This window comes from Caulobacter sp. UNC279MFTsu5.1 (genome assembly GCF_900114015.1).
GTDB lineage: Bacteria > Pseudomonadota > Alphaproteobacteria > Caulobacterales > Caulobacteraceae > Caulobacter.
On record NZ_FORN01000043.1, the window covers coordinates 1 to 16,960 of the forward strand.

Here is a 16,960-nt window from a genome sequence, read left to right on the forward strand (position 1 = left end):
CCGCCCGTCGGGGGCCTCCATCGGAGCGGGTTAAAAATCCGCGATCCGAAGGCTTCCGGATAACGGCTCCACGCGAAGCGCCTGCACTTCGTCGAAACGGTACACAACATCAAAGCTATTCCGGGCGAGGCCCGGGCGCTTCGCACCCTTCCCACCCATCGCAGCGAAAGCGCGTGGCGGCCAGGCCGTGCGCGCGACCCCCTCAGTCGCTCCGCGACAGCTCCCCCAAAGGGGGAGCATCTGGCGCGGCGTCCATGGATCCTGCCCCTCTGGGGGAGGTGGCCCGGAGGGGGATCGCGGCGTCGGCGGTTCAACCGGCCTTTGTCGCGGTGTCGACCGGGGCGTGATGGTCGGTTTCGTCCGAGCCGTGCGACCACTTTTTGAGGATCGGCGCCAGGGCCAGGAAGCCCAGGCCCATCACCATGGCGATCCCGCCGATCCAGTTGAACACCACCAGCGACCGAGCCAGGGCCGCGCTCGGGTCCAGCACCTGGCCGCCGACCGTCTCGGTGGCCGTCAGGCCGGCGATGAAGCCCCCGACCTTGCCGGCGATCGACACGGCCATGAACCAGACGGCCATGACGAACGACACCATCGCCGCCGGCGACAGCTTGGTCATCTGCGACAGGCCGACCGGCGACAGGCACAGCTCGCCGGTGGTGTGCAGCATGTACATCAAGAGCAGGAAGATCAGCGGCATGCGGAAGGCGCCGTCGACCAGATGCGCGCCCAGCTGCAGCAGCAGGAAGCCGCCGCCGACCTGCAGCAGGGCCAGGCCGAACTTGACCACCGGGTTCGGATCCTTGCCGCGCTGGCCCAGCCAGGTCCACAGGAAGGCGAACACCGGGGCGAAGATCAGCAGCCAGCCGGACCCCAGGGCCTGGGTCTGGGCGGCGTTGAAGCTGGTGTTGATCCAGAAGGTCGAGGCCCTGTCGATCCCCGCGGCCGCCAGCTGTCCGGGCGCGGCCAGGGTGACGGCGCCGCCAAGCAGCCGCACCGGCTCGGCGACCAGGTCGAGGTCGACATTGGTGGCGGCGAACAGGTTCAGCGACGAGCCGGCCTGGTCGAACAGGGTCCAGAAGATCACCGCGCCAAAGATCAGGAACACCGCCAAGCCCAGGCGTTCGCGCTCGACCTTGTCGCACTTGGCGATCATGAACCACAGGATGTAGCCCAGCGAGGCCAGCATGCCGGCGATCAGGGTCCAGTTGACCATCACCGTGTAGCGCACCAGCAGGCACACCGCCGCGACGCCGGCCAGGGACAGGCCGTAGATCAGCCCTTCACGGTTCAGCGGTCCCAGCAGCGGCTGGGCCAGCAGCTTGGCCGCCGGCGGCTCGCCCTTGCCCCTCAGCAGCGGCCGGCCCAGCACGAAGACCACGAAGCCCGCGACCATGCCCAGGCCCGCCAGGCCGAAGCCCGCCCACCAGCCGACTGTCACCCCCAGGAAGCCGCACAGGATCGAGGCCCAGAACGAACCGAGATTGATGCCGTAATAATAGAGCGTGAAACCCGGATCGCGATGGCGATCGCCCGGCGGATAGAGCTGGCCGACGATGGTCGAGATGTTGGGCTTGAGGAAGCCGACGCCGACGATGATCAGGGCCAGGGCGAACCAGAAGACGTTCAGATAGGCCGGGTCCCGACCCGTGACGCCCAGCTGGTACTGGCCCTCGGGCAGCACGGCCGGGATCGGGGCGCCGGCCGGCAGGCCCTGGACGGCGAAGTCGCCGGTCTTGGACGCGGCCACGGCGTAGGGCTTGCCGCCGACGACCAGCCTCGAGACCCGGCCTTCGCCGCGGCCCTCGGACACGAACGCATAGGTGTGGCCGGCGTAGGTCAGGGTCTGGGTGGCTGGCGCGCCCTCGATCGCCATCGTCAGGTGGCCGGCGATCAGCAGGACCGCGCCGAAGATCACCGCCTTGCGGGCGCCCAGATAGCGGTCGGCCAGGAAGCCGCCGATCAGCGGCAGCAGATAGACCAGCGAGGTGTAGGACCCGTAGTGGGCGCTGGCCGTCTTCGGATCGAACAGGAAGTGCTGGGTCAGGTAGAAGATCAGGATGCTGCGCATGCCGTAATAGGAGAAGCGCTCCCACATCTCGGCGAAGAACAGGATCAGCAGCCCCCGGGGGTGGTCCCGCAGCAGCTGGATCAGCACGGGGACGCCGGTCAGCAGCGTGACCAGGGCGCCCATGACGATGACGATGTTCATGGGCGGCCCCCGTGGCGTTCGATCCTGGTCATGTCGGTCTGGCCTCGCGGATCAGTTCGGGGTCAGGTCGATCGTGGTCGGCGCATCCGTCAGGGGCAGGGTGTAGGCTCCCCGTTCCAGGACGCCGCCGGCCGGTCTATAGGGGCGGGCGCCCTTGGTGGTGGCCTTCACCCGCAGCCGGGCCGCCGGGGTGGCCGCGTCGCGCGCCGCCAGGGTCAGGGTCAGCTTGCCGGTGGCGGGGGTGTAAGCGGCGGCGTCGATCTTGCCGGCCTCCAGGGTCAGCCAGGCGCCGATCGGAGCCACGAACAGGCGGGTGCGCGCCCCGTCCTTGGGCTCGATCCGAACGACGCCGTCGCCCTGGCTGACATTGCCGCCGAAGCCCAGCCAGCCGAAGGTCGGATCGTTGACCAGATAGGTCGCCGCCGCATAGGCGTGGCCGAAGAAGCCCATGCCGTAGTCGCCGCTGTAGGGATCCCAGGACATCATGTCGGGCGCCGAGTGGAAGGCGGCCGACGAGAAGCCTTCCTGGTCGATGTTGGTGATCCCGCCCATCAAGCCGCCATAGGCGACGCGCAGCAGGTGCAGGTCGCCGGGATCGGCGCGGTAGGCGTCGAACAGCGGCACGGCGTTCAGGGTCGAGCCGTAGTGATGGATCTGCCGCTCGATGCGCGGAACCTTGCCGCCGTAGAGGAAGTCCCAATAGCGCCGGGCGTTGCCGTTATAGCCCCAGCTGGGGATGGTCGGATCGTAGGCGAGGATCACCTCGCGGGTCTCGTCGGCCTGCTTCTGGTGGCCGAAGAACCGCATCCAGGCATAGACCTCGGCCTGGCCGGTGGAGTCCCAGGCCATTTCGCTGCCGAACGGGTAGGGCAGGGTCTTCCAATGGTCGGCCCGGCTCTTCATCAGAGCCTCCAGCGCATCGGCCTTGTCAGTCAGGCCCTCGCGGCGCAGGTCCTCGAGGATGTCTACGAAGACGTCGCCCTCCATCTGACCGAACTGGGCGTAGTAGGGGGCGTCGCGCATCATCGCCACGGCGGTCATCTGGGCGTGGTCGAGATACCAGCGCCAGTCGTGGGCCTTGACCAGGCCGTCGTGGTTGCGGGCCAGGCGGTAGAGCACCCAGTGGCCGATCGCCACGTGCGGATAGTTGTAGGATCGGCCCAGGTCGTCCGCATCCTTCTTCGACCACGAGGTCCAGGTCTTCCAGTTGGTCTTGGGATCGTAATAGGTCGGCAGCGCGTCGGGGGCGTAGTAGAACAGGCTCTTCTTTACCGCCCCGGCGTGCTCGCCCTCGGCGACCTGCAGCCCGCCGACGATGGTCTCGTCGACCACCCGCTCCAGCCTGGCCACCTCGCCGGCGTCGGGATTGTCCAACTGCTTCATCATCGCCGCGACCCAGCTGCCCGCGCCGCCTTCGTCGCTCATGCCGGAGATCCAGACCCGCGGATCCTGGGTGACGATCCTGTCGGCCTGGCGGTCGTAGGTGAGGATGCCTGGCGAGCGGTGGAACGGATCGGACGGGTCCTCAAACCACTGCCGGGTCGTCGAGAACCGGCCCAGGTCGGCCATGGCCTGCTCGAGCGGCTTGGTGATGAAGTAGGAGACGGTCTGGACGCTGTCGTCGGCATAGGTGATCGACAAGGTCGCCCGGCCCCATCCCGTCGCCCGGACGGCGTAGCGCGACCAGCCGGTCCCCGACTTCACCGGCGTGGCGGTCAACGCTCCGGCCGGATAGCTCTCGATCCGGGCCACCGGCTTGGGCGACTTCAGGAACAGCGTGGCGTCCTGGTCGGTGGGCACGACATAGCCGGGGATGCCGACGGCGACCGGACGGCCGTTGGCGGTCAAGGTGTCCTCAATGGCTCGGATCGACGGCGCGGTGACCAGGCGAACGCCGATCGTGCGGCTGGCTCCGGGAGCCAGGGAGAAACTGGTGGGCGTGTTCCACTGTTCGCCGGCGGTCTTCCAGTCCTGCTCGGCGAAGCCCTTGCTGGCGATCGTCCAGTCGTAGAAGCCCTCCGAGGTCTGGCCGCGCGCGCTGCGGTCGGTGAAGATGTCGCCGGGCCTGGCGCCGTGGCCGGCCTGCTGGATCGGCCGATAGGCCTCCAGCGGCGTCGCCTTCTCGGGCAGCACCAGCAGGGCGGGACCCTTGCCGTTCAGGCGGGTCACCTGCAGGTAGCCGGCGTCGCGGCCGATATAGGGATCCACGAAGCTGGCCTGGGCGTGGGCCTCCTCCAGCGAGCGGTCGGTGATGATGTTGTCGAACACCATCGGCAGGCCCAGTCCGCCGACCTCGACGGCCTGCCTGGACGTGTTGGTCAGGACGAAACGCAGGGCCAGCGCCCCGCCCTCGGCGACCCAGCGGCGCTCGACGCGAAGCGGCGAATCCGGATCCAGGGACGCGGTGATGTCGGCCGCCGCCAGGGTCGCGCCGCCGGCCGCCAGCCGGCGGATGGGCTTGCGCTGGCGGGCCGAACTGAAGTCGCGCCAGGCGCCGCCCTCGGTGCGCAGGCGCAGGTGGATGTCGCCGACATGGACATAGCCGTCGCCCTGGCGCTCGGCCTCCCGCGCGCCGGGGACGAAGTCGAAGCCGGCGTCGGCCGTCGGCGACAACCGGGCCAGGGTCTGGGTGTCGGCGCGCAATTCCAGCCGGAACTGGGCGGTGCGATAGCCGGTCCTGGCGATCGGCTTGAAGACCTTCTTGGCCGGCGCCGCGGGCTCCTGTGCGTGCGCCCTGCTGCTGGCGGCCAGGTCCAGCGGCGTGGCCGCCAGCAGCAGGGCCGCCAGGGCCGCCAGGCGACGGTTCGTCATCGGAGCCTCGTCATTTTCCGCCGTTCGTGTTCGCACAAACCGGTTCATCGATGCGAGGTCAAGGAAATTATACGGTATATGATCTTGTGGGGCGAGCGCTCGATGCGCGTGGAGGCGGCTCCCTGGGGATCGCCGCCTTTTGTCCGCAGCCGGATTGACGAGCGAAAGGCGTAATCCTAAGATCGTATACGGTATCAAATGTTGGGGAATGACCGATGGCGACGCGCCGTGATCTGATGCTGACGGCCGCGGCGTTCGCTGGAATGGCCCAGCCGATCAGCGCCCTGGCCAAGGCCCGCGACGCTGCGCTTCCGGCCAAGGCTGCGCCCCTGCCGCTGTCGTCGGTCCGCCTGCTGCCGTCGGAATATGCCACCGCGGTCGAGGTCAATCGGGCTTACCTGCTGCGGCTGAGCCCCGACCGCTTCCTGCACAACTTCATGACCTTCGCCGGCCTGCCCGCCAAGGGCGAGATCTATGGCGGCTGGGAGTCCGATACGATCGCCGGTCATACCCTTGGCCACTACATATCGGCCCTGGTTATGATGTACGAGCAGACCGGCGACGCCGAATGCCGGCGGCGCGCCGACTACATCGTGAGCGAGCTGGCCAGGGCTCAGGCCAAGCGCGGCACGGGCTACGTCGGCGCCCTGCAGCGCAAGCGCAAGGACGGCAAGGTCGTCGATGGCGAGGAGATCTTCGGCGAGGTGATGAAGGGCGACATCCGCTCCGGCGGCTTCGACCTAAACGGCTCGTGGTCGCCGCTCTACACCGTGCACAAGACCTTCGCGGGCCTGCTCGACGTTCATCGCGCCTGGGGAAACAGGCAGGCGCTCGACGTGGCGGTGGGGCTGGGCGGCTATTTCGAGCGCGTCTTCGCCGCGCTGAGCGACGAGCAGATGCAGACCTTGCTGGGCTGCGAATATGGCGGACTCAATGAGAGCTATGCCGAACTCTACGCCCGCACCGGCGATCGTCGCTGGCTGGTGGTCGCCGAGCGGCTCTATGACCGTAAGGTGCTGGATCCGCTGGTCGCCCAGCAGGACCAACTGGCCAACCTGCACGCCAACACCCAGGTGCCCAAGCTGATCGGGCTGGGGCGGCTCTACGAGCTGACGGACAAGCCGCAGGATGCTGCGGCGGCCCGGTTCTTCTGGAGCACGGTCACCGACCACCACAGCTACGTGATCGGCGGCAACGCCGACCGCGAGTACTTCGCCGCGCCCGACACCATCGCCGCCCACATCAGCGAACAGACCTGCGAGCACTGCAACACCTACAACATGCTCAAGCTGACCCGGCAGCTCTACAGCTGGCGGCCGGAAGGCGGGCTGTTCGACTATTACGAGCGCGCCCACCTGAACCATGTGATGGCGGCGCAGAACCCCAAGACCGGCGGCTTCACCTATATGACGCCACTGCTGACAGGCGCGGAGCGGGGCTATTCGACCAATGACGACGACGCGTTCTGGTGCTGCGTCGGCACCGGCATGGAGAGCCACGCCAAGCATGGCGAGTCGATCTTCTGGGAAGGCGAGGGGACGCTGCTGGTCAACCTCTACATCCCGGCCGAGGCCCAGTGGACGACGCGCGGCGCGAGCCTGAAGCTCGAGACCCGCTATCCCTACGAACGGGAATCGCGCCTGACCCTGACCAAGCTAGCCAAGCCGGGGCGCTTCACCATCGCCCTGCGCGTGCCGGCCTGGGCGAAGGGCCAGGCCAAGGTCAGCGTCAACGGCCAGGCCGTCACGCCCGAGACGGCTGGCGGCTACGCCCTGGTCGATCGTCGCTGGCGGGCGGGTGACGTGGTGGCCATCGCCATGCCGCTGGACCTGCGGCTGGAGGCGACGCCGGGTGACGACACCACGGTGGCTGTGCTCCGGGGACCGATGGTGCTGGCGGCCGACCTGGGACCTAACAGCGAGCCCTGGAAGGACGTCGATCCGGCCCTGGTCGGCGAGGCGGTGTTGACGGGCTTCCAGGCCACGGCGCCGGAGAAGGCCCTCTATGTCGCCCGAGGCGTCAGCCGGCCCGGCGACCTGACCTTCGTGCCGTTCTACAGCCAGTACGAGCGCCGCAGCGCGGTCTATTTCAGGCGCTTCACCGAGGACGCCTGGAAGACCGAGGAAGCCGCGTTCCTGGCAGAGCAGGCCAGGGCCAAGGACATCAGCGCGCGCTCGGTCGACATCATGCACCTGGGCGAGATGCAGCCCGAACGCGACCACAACCTGACCTCCGAGCTGTCCTATCCGGTGGCCTACCGAAACCGCAACGGCCGCGACGCCCGCTCGGGCGGGTTCTTCGAGTTCGACATGAAGCTGCGGCCCGGCCCGCTGGTCCTGCAGGCGACCTACTGGGGCGACGAGCGTAAGCGTGACTTCGACATCCTGGTCGACAACGTGAAGGTCGCCTCTCAACACCTTGAGGCCGACCATCCCGGTAAGTTCTTCGACGTCGAGTATCCGCTGCCCGAGGCGCTGACCAAGGGCAAGACCAAGGTCAGGGTGCGGTTCGCGCCGCGCGAGCGCAGCACGGCGGGTCCGGTCTTCGGCGTGCAACTGTTCGCCGCCAAGCCCGCGTCCACGGCGTGAGGCCGGGAGGCATCCCGGGGCTCCATCGGGACATCATGATGTTGCTTGAGCGGAAGGGCTAAACATGCGGCGAACCGGGTTTTCGGATACGGCGGTGCTGTGTCTGGCGGCGACCGCGCCGATGCTGGCCATTTCGCCGGCCCTGGCCAATCCCCCGGCCGTGCGGGCCAGCTCGGCCGACAAGCGGTTCGAGACGATCTCCACCGAGGAATACGCCTGGCGCCTGGCGCAGAGCGGGCCCAGCGAGGACGGTCCCAAGGGAGGGACGTTCAAGCTTCCCGACGTCGGCCCGTCGACGCAGGCCGCGCGGCTGGCGCGCTGGACCACGGTGGCCCAGCAGTTGGCGGACCTGCCGGTCGCCAGGCTGTCGACGAAGAACCAGGTCAACTACGCCGTCTACAAGGGCCAGATCGACGCGCTGCTCGCCGAGCAGCACTACCGCGAATACGAAAAGCCGCTGAATGCCGACAGCAGCTTCTGGGGCGACGTCGCGGAAACGGCGCGGGGAAGCTTCCGGACCGAGGCGGACTATCGCAGCTATATCGCGATGATGCGGGACATCCCGCGCTACTATGACCAGCAGATCGTCAACATGCGCGCCGGGCTGGCGCGAGGCTTCACGCCGGCTCAGGTGACCCTGCTGGGACGCGACGCCGGCGTGGCCCTGGTCGCCGACGCCGCCACGCTGGAGGCTTCGCCCTTCTATGCGCCGTTCAAGACCTTGCCGGCCAACATTCCGCCGGCAGGACAGGCGGCGCTGCGCCGCGAGGCCGTCGAGGCCATCGCCCAGGCGGTGGTCCCCGCCCATGCGCGCCTGCGCACCTTCCTGCGCGACGAATACATCCCCGGCGCGCGGCGGAGCCTGGCGGCCTACGACCTGCCGGATGGCAAGGCCTATTACCGGTCCAAGATCCGCGAGTTCACCACCACCGGCCTGACGCCGGACCAGATCCACCAGATCGGCCTGACCGAGGTCGCCAAGATCCGCGGCCGGATGCTGGACGTGATGAAGGAGGTGAAGTTCGAGGGCGACCTTCCGGCCTTCCTGACCTATCTGCGGACCGACCCGCGCTTCTACGCCAAGACGCCCCAGGATCTGCTGGATCGCGCGGCCTGGGACGCCAAGCGCTTCGACGGCAAGGCGTCCCAGTGGTTCGGCCATCTGCCGCGCAGCCGCTTCGCCATCCGCCCGGTGCCCGATGAGATCGCGCCCTTCTACACCGGCGGTCGCGGCGGCCCGGGCATCTATCTGGTCAACACCTACAACCTGCCGTCCCGTCCGCTGTACTCACTGATGGCCCTGACCCTGCACGAGAGCGCGCCGGGCCACGCCTTCCAGATGCCGCTGGCCGCCGAGAACAAGGACCTGCCGGCCTATCGCCGCGACACCTACCTGTCGGCCTACGGCGAGGGGTGGGCGCTGTATTCCGAGGCGCTGGGCGAGGACATGGGCCTCTACGAGACGCCCTACGACCGGTTCGGCATGCTGAGCTACCAGATGTGGCGCGCGGCGCGGCTGGTCGTCGACACGGGAATCCACACCCAGGGCTGGAGCCGCGAGCAGGCTCAGGCGTACCTGCACGACAACACCGCCATGGCCGACCATGAGATCCAGACCGAGGTCGATCGCTACATCGCTTGGCCGGGGCAGGCCCTGTCCTACTACATGGGCATGCTAGCCTTCATCGACGCGCGCAAGCGGGCCGAGCAGGCCCTGGGTCCCAAGTTCAACATCCGCGCCTTCCACGACGCCGTGCTGGAGCTGGGCTCGGTCCCGCTGCCCGTGATCGACGCTCGCGTCGACCAGCTGATCGCCGAGGGCGGCAAAGGCCCCTATCCCGATGAGGAATGAGATATCCCTCGCCGGCGATACTTTCGACCGGCCTCGTCAGGCCGACAGTTGCTGTTTCAGGTCCGACAGCGTGCCGAGGATGTGATTGGCGGTCAGCGCCTCGACCTCCGCCGCGTCGCCTCGCGTCCAGGCGGCCAGGATCTCGCGGTGCTCCTGGCTGGCCCGCTCGTCGCGTCCCAAGGGCTCGAGATGCACCCGCACATAGCGTTCGGCGAGGATCTGCAGCCGTTCCATCAGCTGGAAGGTGATGTGGCCGCCGGGGCGCACCAGCGCCAGGTGGAAGGCGCGATTGAAGCTGACATGGTCGCCGTCGGGCTTGGCCAACTCGGCTTCCAGCGCCAGGAGGGCTTTTTCGGCGGCGGCGTGGTCGGCCGGCGTGGCCCGCAGGCAGGCCTCGGCGACCGCGCCGGGCTCGAGTTTCAGGCGCAGGGCGAAGACCTCGCTGGCTTCGTCGGTCGACAGGTCGCGAACCACGTAGCCGCGGTTGGGATAGGAACTGAGCAGGCCGTCCTGCTCCAGGCGGCCCAGGGCTTCGCGCAGCGGAATCTTGCTGACGCCCAGCTCGGCCGCGATGACGTCCTGGCGTACGGCGGTTCCGGGCTGCATCGCGCCGACCAATATGCGGCGCCTGACGATCTCATAGGTCTGGTCGGACAGCGTGCGGACGACGATGTTCATAGGCGCAGGCTGAACCTCTTGGCGGACCGCTCCAGCGCGGTGCGAGCACGATCGTATACTGGATTCCGCCCGTTGGCGGGAGTCTAGATCACCTGAAAGCCCGCCCAGAACGGATCGGCGCGGTCGATCCAGAGGATATTGTGGCCGGTGGCGATCGCCGATCCCTGAATCGAGGGAATGATCGCGTCCCGCCCGCCGAGTTCGACCTGGGCCTCGACGCGCCCGATGAAGCGGCTGCCGATGATGCTCTCGTGTACGAAGGCGTCGCCGACCTTCAGCCGGCCCTTGGCCGCCAGGTGGGCCAGGCGTGCCGAGGTGCCCGTGCCGCAGGGGCTGCGGTCGATGGCGCGGTCGCCGTAGAACACCGCGTTGCGGCCATCGGCGTCCGGGGCCCGGGGCGCGTCGGCCCACAGCACGTGGCTGACGCCGCGGATGGTCGGGTCCAGCGGATGCACCGGCTCGACCTTGTCGCGAACCAGGGTGCGGACGATCGGGCTGAGCCGCAGGATCTCGGCGGCGCCCAGGGCGTCGATGCCGGTGTAGGCGCCCTGGGGTTCGATGATGGCGTAAAAATTGCCGCCATAGGCCACGTCGATCGTCAGCGGGCCAAAGCCCGGCACGTCGATCGCGATCCCTTCCTCGGCCAGATAGGCCGGGACGTTGCGGATCTTCACGGCCGTGACCCTGTCGCCCGCTGTTTCATAGGCGATGTCGATGACGCCCGCTGGCACCTCCAGCTTCAGCTTGCCGGGCTCGCGCGGGCTGATCAGGCCGTTCTCCAGGGCGAAGGTGACGATGCCGATCGTGCCGTGGCCGCACATCGGCAGGCAGCCGCTGGTCTCGACGAACAGGATCCCGGCGTCGCAGTCGGGCAGGGTGGGCGGGTAGAGGAAACCGCCCGACATCATGTCGTGGCCGCGCGGCTCGAACATCAGGCCGGTGCGGATCCAGTCGAAGCGAGCGAGAAAGTCCTGCCGCCGCGCGCTCATCGTGTCGCCATGCAGCAGCGGCGCGCCGCCGGCCGCCAGGCGCACCGGATTGCCCGCCGTGTGGCCGTCGATGCAAAAGAACGTGTGGCGCATGGACTTCCTCTTGCGCTCTAGAGCGTTTCCCGACCTGATTGCATCAGGTGGACGCCCTAAATATTTGTTTTAAAGCACTTTCTTCATGCGAACCGGTTTCCGCTTCGCTCGAAAATGCTCTAGCTTCAGGCTGCGGCCTGGGCCAGGAGCGGTCGGTTGGCGGCGGCTTCCTCGACCATGGCGGTCACCTCCGCGCGGCGAGCGCCGGCCAGGGGCAGGCGGGGCATGCGCACCCGTTCCGACCCGCGGCCCATGATCTGCTCGGCCAGTTTGATCGACTGCACCAGGTCGTGTTCGGCGTCGAGGTGCAGGAGCGGCATGAACCAGCGATAGATGCGGCGGGCTTCCTCCAGGTCGCCGCGGTCGACGGCCGCGACCAGGGCCACCGATTCCTGCGGGAAGGCGCTGGTCAGGCCCGAGACCCAGCCTCGGGCGCCCATCAGCAGGCCTTCCAGGGCGACGTCGTCGAGGCCGGCCATCAGGATGAAGCGCTCTCCGAACGCGCGCGCCAGGTCGGTGAAGCGGCGCGTGTCGGGCGCGCTTTCCTTGACCGCCACGATAGTCGGCTCGTCGGCCAGGCTGGCCAGCACGTCCAGGGTGATCGCCGCGCGATAGGCCGGCGGATTATTATAGAGCATGATCGGCAGGGCGGAGGCCCGGGCGACGGTGCGGAAATGGGTTTCGAGTTCGGCCTCGGTGGGCACGTAGACCATGGCGGGCAGGACCATCAGCGCATCGGCGCCGAGCGACTCCGCGTCCTTGGCGAAGACGGCGGCGCGGGAGGTGGTCAATTCCGAGACCCCGACGACGATCGGAACCCGGCCGGCCACCACCTCGACGGCGGCCCGCAGCATCTGGCGCTTTTCGTCGGCTTCGAGTGAATTATTTTCGCCACAGGTGCCCAGCACCACAAGGCCGTGCACGCCGTCCCGGACCAGGGCGTCGAGCACCTGCTGGCTGGCGTCGATGTCGATCGACAGATCGGTCTTGAACTGGGTCGTGGCGGCCGGGAACACGCCCGACCAATTCATGGAGCTCATACGACTTGCACCTCTAACTGCTTCGTCTACGGTATACGAAATGGTGATACGGAGGTAAAGCCCAGGTGGAGCAGGCGGCGGGAACATTGGTGATCGGCGGCGGGGTGGTCGGCATGGCCTGCGCCCTGGCCTTGCGCCGCGCCGGCGAGACGGTGCTGGTGCTCGATCCGCAAAACCTGTCACGACCCGCCTCCTACGGCAACGCTGGCCACATCGCGGTGGAGCAGGTCGAGCCGCTGGCCTCGCCCGCCGCCCTGGCCTCGGCCTTAGGCCGCCTGTTCCCGCTGGGCGGTGCGCTGGATTTCCGCCTGGCGGACATCGCCGCCTGGGGACCCTGGGCGGCGCGCTTTATAAAAGCCGCGACCCCCGAGGGCGCGGCCCATGGCAGGCGGGCGCTGAACAGCCTGCTGGAGGACGCCCTGCCGGCCTGGCGGCGCCTGGCCGGCAGCCTGAACCGTCCCGACCTGCTGGTCGAGCACGGCCATGTCGTCGTCTGGGAGAGCCAGGAAACCGCGCGCGCGGGCTTCGCGGCCTGGCGCGCCGCCGATATCGGCCAGGCCCGACTCAGCGTGTTGTCCGATCCGCTGGCGCGGCGACTGCGGGAATCGATCAAGACGCCGATCGCCGGCGGCGCGCGGTTCGAGAACACAGGCCAGGTGCGCGATCCCGCCCTGGTCCTGAGGTTGCTGGACGAGGCCTTTACGGCCTCGGGCGGGCGGCGGCGGACCGGTCGCGCCACAGGGCTGCGAACCTTCGGCGGTCGCGTCGAGGTCCTGCTTGAGGATGGCGAGCGGTTGGCGCCGGAGCGAGTGTTGGTCGCGGGCGGCGTGGGGTCGGGCGCGCTGCTGCGCGACCTGGGCCATGTGGCGCCGGTGATCGCCGAGCGCGGCTATCACCTGGAAGGCGGCGCGAAGCATTGGGGCGACCTGCCGCCCGTGGTGTTCGAGGACCGCTCGCTGATCCTCACCCGTTTCGGCGACCGGCTGCGGGCCGCCAGCTTCATCGAGTTCGGCCGCGAATCCTCGCCGCCCGATCCCCGCAAGTGGGCGCGCCTGCGTCGCCACCTTGCCGAGCTGGGGGTGCGGATGGAGGGGCCGGTCGCCGAATGGATGGGCGCCCGGCCGACCCTGCCTGACTATCTTCCGGCCATCGGCGTCGGTCGGCGGGCCGACAATCTTTACTACGCCTTCGGCCACCAGCACCTGGGCCTGACCCTGGCGGCGGTGACCGGGGAGCTGGTCGCGGACCTGATGGGGGGAGCGACCCCTGCGGTCGACCTAGCCCCCTTTGACCTGGACCGGTTCGCGCGACCGCGCGACCTACGCAAGAGGAACACGGCATGACCCTGGGCGTCGGCGGCTCGACCATGGATCTGCAACTGGCGGGCTTGTCGCCCCGGCCCGGACGGCCCCCGGCCATCGCCGTCGTCGAATACGAGGCGCGGCTGGAGCGGGCGCGGGTCCTGACCGCGGCGCTGGGCGCCGACGCGCTCCTGGTCGGGGCGGGGGCCAGTCTGCGCTATTTCACCGGCGTGCCGTGGGGCGCGACCGAGCGGCTGGTGGCCCTGCTGCTGCCGCGCAAGGGGCGGCCGATCATGATCTGTCCGGCCTTCGAGCTGGGCTCGCTGCAGGCCGACCTGAAGATCGAGGCCGACATCCGCCTCTGGCAAGAGCACCATAGTCCGGCGGCCCTGGTGGCCCAGGCGCTGTCCGAGATCGGGGCCGACCTCCTGGCCCTGGATCCTGCCGCGCCGTTCTCGCTGTTCAGCGCCCTGGACAAGGCCGCGCCATCCCTGCGGGCGGTGGACGCCGCCTCCGTCATCGACGGTTGCCGCGGCCTCAAGTCGCCGGCGGAACTGGCCTTGATGCGCTACGCCAAGGCCATCACCCTGGACGTCCACTGTCGCGCCGCCGCCATGCTGGCGTCGGGGATCGCCGCCAGCGCCGTCAAGCGGTTCATCGACACGGCCCACCGCGCCGCCGGCGCCGATGGCGGCTCGACCTTCTGCGCCGTGCAGTTCGGCCGCGCCACCGCCTACCCGCACGGCCTGCCGGGCGACCAGATCCTGGGGGAGGGCGAACTGGTGCTGATCGACACCGGCTGCCAGGTCGAGGGCTACAACGCCGACATCACCCGCACCTATGTGTTTGGCGAGCCGGGCGACGAGCATCGGCGGATCTGGGACATCGAGCACGAGGCCCAGGCCGCCGCGTTCGCCGCCGTGCGGCCGGGCGTTCCTTGCGAAGTCATCGACGAGACGGCGCGTCGGGTGCTTCAGCGCTACGGCCTGGGACCCGACTACGCACTGCCGGGCCTGCCGCACCGGACCGGCCACGGCATCGGCCTGTCGATTCACGAGGGGCCCTATCTGGTGCGCGGCGACGCCACGCCGCTGGCGCCGGGCATGTGCTTTTCCAACGAGCCGATGATCGTCATTCCCGATCGGTTCGGCGTGCGGCTGGAGGACCATTTTCACGTCACCGAGGACGGCGCGGCCTGGTTCACCGAGCCCTCGCCCTCGATCGATGCGCCGTTCGGTGCGTCGTGAGGCCGATGAGTCCCGGTTTGCACGCGCTTGTTTTCACATCCCGGCCGGTCGTCCTCGGCCCGTCAAAGACCACCCTGGGGGTAATCGCATGAACTTCTGGACCCGCCGCAAGGCGCTCGACGCGATCGTCTCGGTGGAGGCCGACCGTCGACTGAAGCCGACCCTGTCCTGGCCGCACCTGCTGGCCCTGGGCATCGGGGCCATCATCGGCACAGGGATCTACACCCTGACCGGCATCGGCGCCGAGCGGGCCGGGCCGGCGGTGATCCTGGCCTTCGCCGCCTGCGGGGTGCTGTGCGTGTTCGCCGCCCTGGCCTATGCCGAGGTGGCGACCCTGATCCCGGCCGCAGGCAGCGCCTACACCTACGCCTATGCGGTGCTCGGCGAGGGCCTGGCCTGGATCGTCGGCTGGAGCCTGGTGCTGGAGTACGCCGTCACCTGCGCGGCCGTGGCCGTCGGCTGGTCGGGCTACATGGTCGGCCTGCTCAAGAGCGTCGGGATCAACCTGCCGTCCGAGATCCTGGCCGGACCGCACGCCGGAGGGATCATCAACCTGCCGGCCGTGCTGATCACCGTCGCCGTCACCGCCCTGCTGGCCAAGGGAGCGCGCGAGAGCGCGACGCTGAACATCGGGCTGGTGCTGATCAAGATCGTCGCCCTGGCGGTGTTCATCGGTCTGACCTTCACGGTCATCAAGGGCCATAACTTCACGCCGTTCATGCCCTATGGTTTCGCCGCCCACACCGAGGCGGGCCATCCGCGCGGCGTGATGGCCGCCGCCGCCATCGTGTTCTTCGCCTTCTTCGGCTTCGACGCGGTCTCGACCTCGGCCGAGGAGGTCAAGAACCCCAAGCGCGACCTGACGATCGGCATCATCGGCTCGATGGTCATCTGCACCCTGATCTACATGCTGGTCGCCGCCTGCGCGGTCGGGGCCTGGCCCTATGCCGAGTTCGCCCGTTCCAGCGAGCCGCTGGCCTTCATCCTGCGCGGCCTGGGCCACCCCGCCGCCGCCTTCGGCATCGCCGCCGCCGCCATCATCGCCCTGCCCAGCGTCATCCTGGTGATGATGTTCGGCCAGACCCGGGTGTTCTTCGTCATGGCGCGCGACGGCCTGCTGCCGCGCGGCATGGGTCGTCTGAACCCCAAGAGCGGCGCTCCGGTCACCCTGACCCTGATCACCGGGGCGGTCGTGGCCCTGGTCGGCGGGTTCCTGCCGCTGGACCAGATCGCCGAGCTGTCCAACGCCGGCACCCTGCTGGCCTTTATCTGCGTGGCCGTGTGCCTGATGGTGCTGCGCGTGCGCCGGCCCGACCTGCCGCGGCTGTTCCGCTGTCCGGCGGCGTGGGTGGTCGGCCCGCTGGCGGTGGTCGGCTGTCTCTATTTCATGATCAGCCTGCCGTCGGCGACGCTGATCCGGTTCGTGGCCTGGAACCTCCTCGGCCTAGTAGTTTATCTGGCCTATAGCCGCCGGACGAGCCTGCTGGCGCGCGGCGTCGATGCTCCTCCGGTGCGCGAAGCCAGCGCCATGGCGGAATAGCGACGCCCTCAGACCTGCTGGACGTCACGTCCGGCGCGCACGTCGAGCAGGTCTGGGAGCCGTTCCGGAGAAGGGGTATCTTCCGATTTCATCGGATCCGATTTATATTCAGGTCAACCGCTTCAGTCGCCTGTTCGAAAGGCCGCAATGACCGCCCCCGACGCTTCTGCTACGACCCCGAAACTGGCCGACTTCCTGTGTTTCGCGGTCTATTCCGCCAACCTGGCCTATGGCCGGGCCTACAAGCCGATCCTGGACGAGCTGGGGCTGACCTACACCCAGTGGATTATCATCGTGGCGCTTTGGGAGCAGGACGGCCAGAGCGTCAAGAGCCTGGGCGAGAAGCTGTTCCTCGAATCCAACACCCTGACCCCGATCCTCAAGAAGCTGGAGGCCGAGGGCTACCTGCAGCGGCGGCGCGACCCGGCCGACGAGCGCCAGGTCATCGTCAGCCTGACGCCGTCCGGCCGGGCGCTGCGTGAGAAGGGCGGGCAGAAGACGCTGCTCAAGGCCACGGGTCTGGAGCCGGAGGAGTTCGCGCTGGTCCAGAAGACGGTTTCGCGGGTGCGCGACAACCTGATCCGGCATGTGAACGACAACTAGGGGCGT

At 68.6% G+C, this 16,960-nt stretch carries 11 protein-coding genes; 6 read left to right on the plus strand and 5 right to left on the minus strand.

The window, feature by feature from the left end; genetic code table 11:
* Nucleotides 1-310 precede the first annotated feature (310 nt).
* Complete coding sequence (locus tag BM066_RS20040; protein ID WP_018062609.1) at nt 311-2,212, minus strand: peptide MFS transporter; 1,902 nt, start codon at nt 2,210-2,212, stop codon at nt 311-313.
* A gap of 51 nt (nt 2,213-2,263) precedes the next feature.
* Nucleotides 2,264-5,023, minus strand: coding sequence for a DUF5695 domain-containing protein (locus tag BM066_RS20045; RefSeq protein ID WP_018062608.1), 2,760 nt, complete (start codon nt 5,021-5,023; stop codon nt 2,264-2,266).
* Between the two features lie 215 nt (nt 5,024-5,238).
* On the opposite strand from BM066_RS20045, the gene BM066_RS20050 reads away from it, so the two are divergent.
* Nucleotides 5,239-7,611: a glycoside hydrolase family 127 protein gene (locus BM066_RS20050; RefSeq protein WP_018062607.1), complete on the plus strand. Its 2,373-nt coding sequence runs from the start codon at nt 5,239-5,241 to the stop codon at nt 7,609-7,611.
* A 64-nt stretch (nt 7,612-7,675) separates the two neighbouring features.
* Nucleotides 7,676-9,463: a DUF885 domain-containing protein gene (locus tag BM066_RS20055; protein ID WP_018062606.1), complete on the plus strand. Its 1,788-nt coding sequence runs from the start codon at nt 7,676-7,678 to the stop codon at nt 9,461-9,463.
* Between the two features lie 36 nt (nt 9,464-9,499).
* On the opposite strand, the gene BM066_RS20060 is transcribed toward BM066_RS20055, so the two are convergent.
* The 3 genes from BM066_RS20060 to BM066_RS20070 form a co-directional block, all read right to left on the minus strand.
* Nucleotides 9,500-10,141, minus strand: a complete 642-nt coding sequence (locus BM066_RS20060; protein WP_018062605.1) for a GntR family transcriptional regulator — start codon at nt 10,139-10,141, stop codon at nt 9,500-9,502.
* 83 nt (nt 10,142-10,224) lie between these two features.
* Nucleotides 10,225-11,223, minus strand: a complete 999-nt coding sequence (locus BM066_RS20065; protein ID WP_018062604.1) for a 4-hydroxyproline epimerase — start codon at nt 11,221-11,223, stop codon at nt 10,225-10,227.
* Between the two features lie 125 nt (nt 11,224-11,348).
* Nucleotides 11,349-12,263 (minus strand): dihydrodipicolinate synthase family protein, encoded by a 915-nt coding sequence (locus tag BM066_RS20070; protein WP_018062603.1) that lies wholly within the window; start codon nt 12,261-12,263, stop codon nt 11,349-11,351.
* A gap of 65 nt (nt 12,264-12,328) precedes the next feature.
* Between BM066_RS20070 and BM066_RS20075 the strand changes: the two genes are divergently transcribed.
* The 4 genes from BM066_RS20075 (at nt 12,329) to BM066_RS20090 (ending at nt 16,954) form a co-directional block, all read left to right on the plus strand.
* The gene (locus tag BM066_RS20075) at nt 12,329-13,606 is read left to right on the plus strand and encodes an NAD(P)/FAD-dependent oxidoreductase (RefSeq protein ID WP_029589499.1); all 1,278 of its coding nucleotides are present in this window, start codon (nt 12,329-12,331) and stop codon (nt 13,604-13,606) included.
* A complete protein-coding gene (locus BM066_RS20080) occupies nt 13,603-14,811 on the plus strand; it encodes a M24 family metallopeptidase (RefSeq protein ID WP_018062601.1) in 1,209 nt (402 codons plus the stop codon). The genes BM066_RS20075 and BM066_RS20080 overlap by 4 nt, the downstream gene beginning before the upstream one ends.
* Nucleotides 14,812-14,899: 88 nt before the next feature.
* The gene (locus tag BM066_RS20085; RefSeq protein WP_018062600.1) at nt 14,900-16,351 is read left to right on the plus strand and encodes an amino acid permease; all 1,452 of its coding nucleotides are present in this window, start codon (nt 14,900-14,902) and stop codon (nt 16,349-16,351) included.
* A 147-nt stretch (nt 16,352-16,498) separates the two neighbouring features.
* Complete coding sequence (locus BM066_RS20090; RefSeq protein ID WP_018062599.1) at nt 16,499-16,954, plus strand: MarR family winged helix-turn-helix transcriptional regulator; 456 nt, start codon at nt 16,499-16,501, stop codon at nt 16,952-16,954.
* The last annotated feature ends 6 nt before the right edge of the window (nt 16,955-16,960 follow it).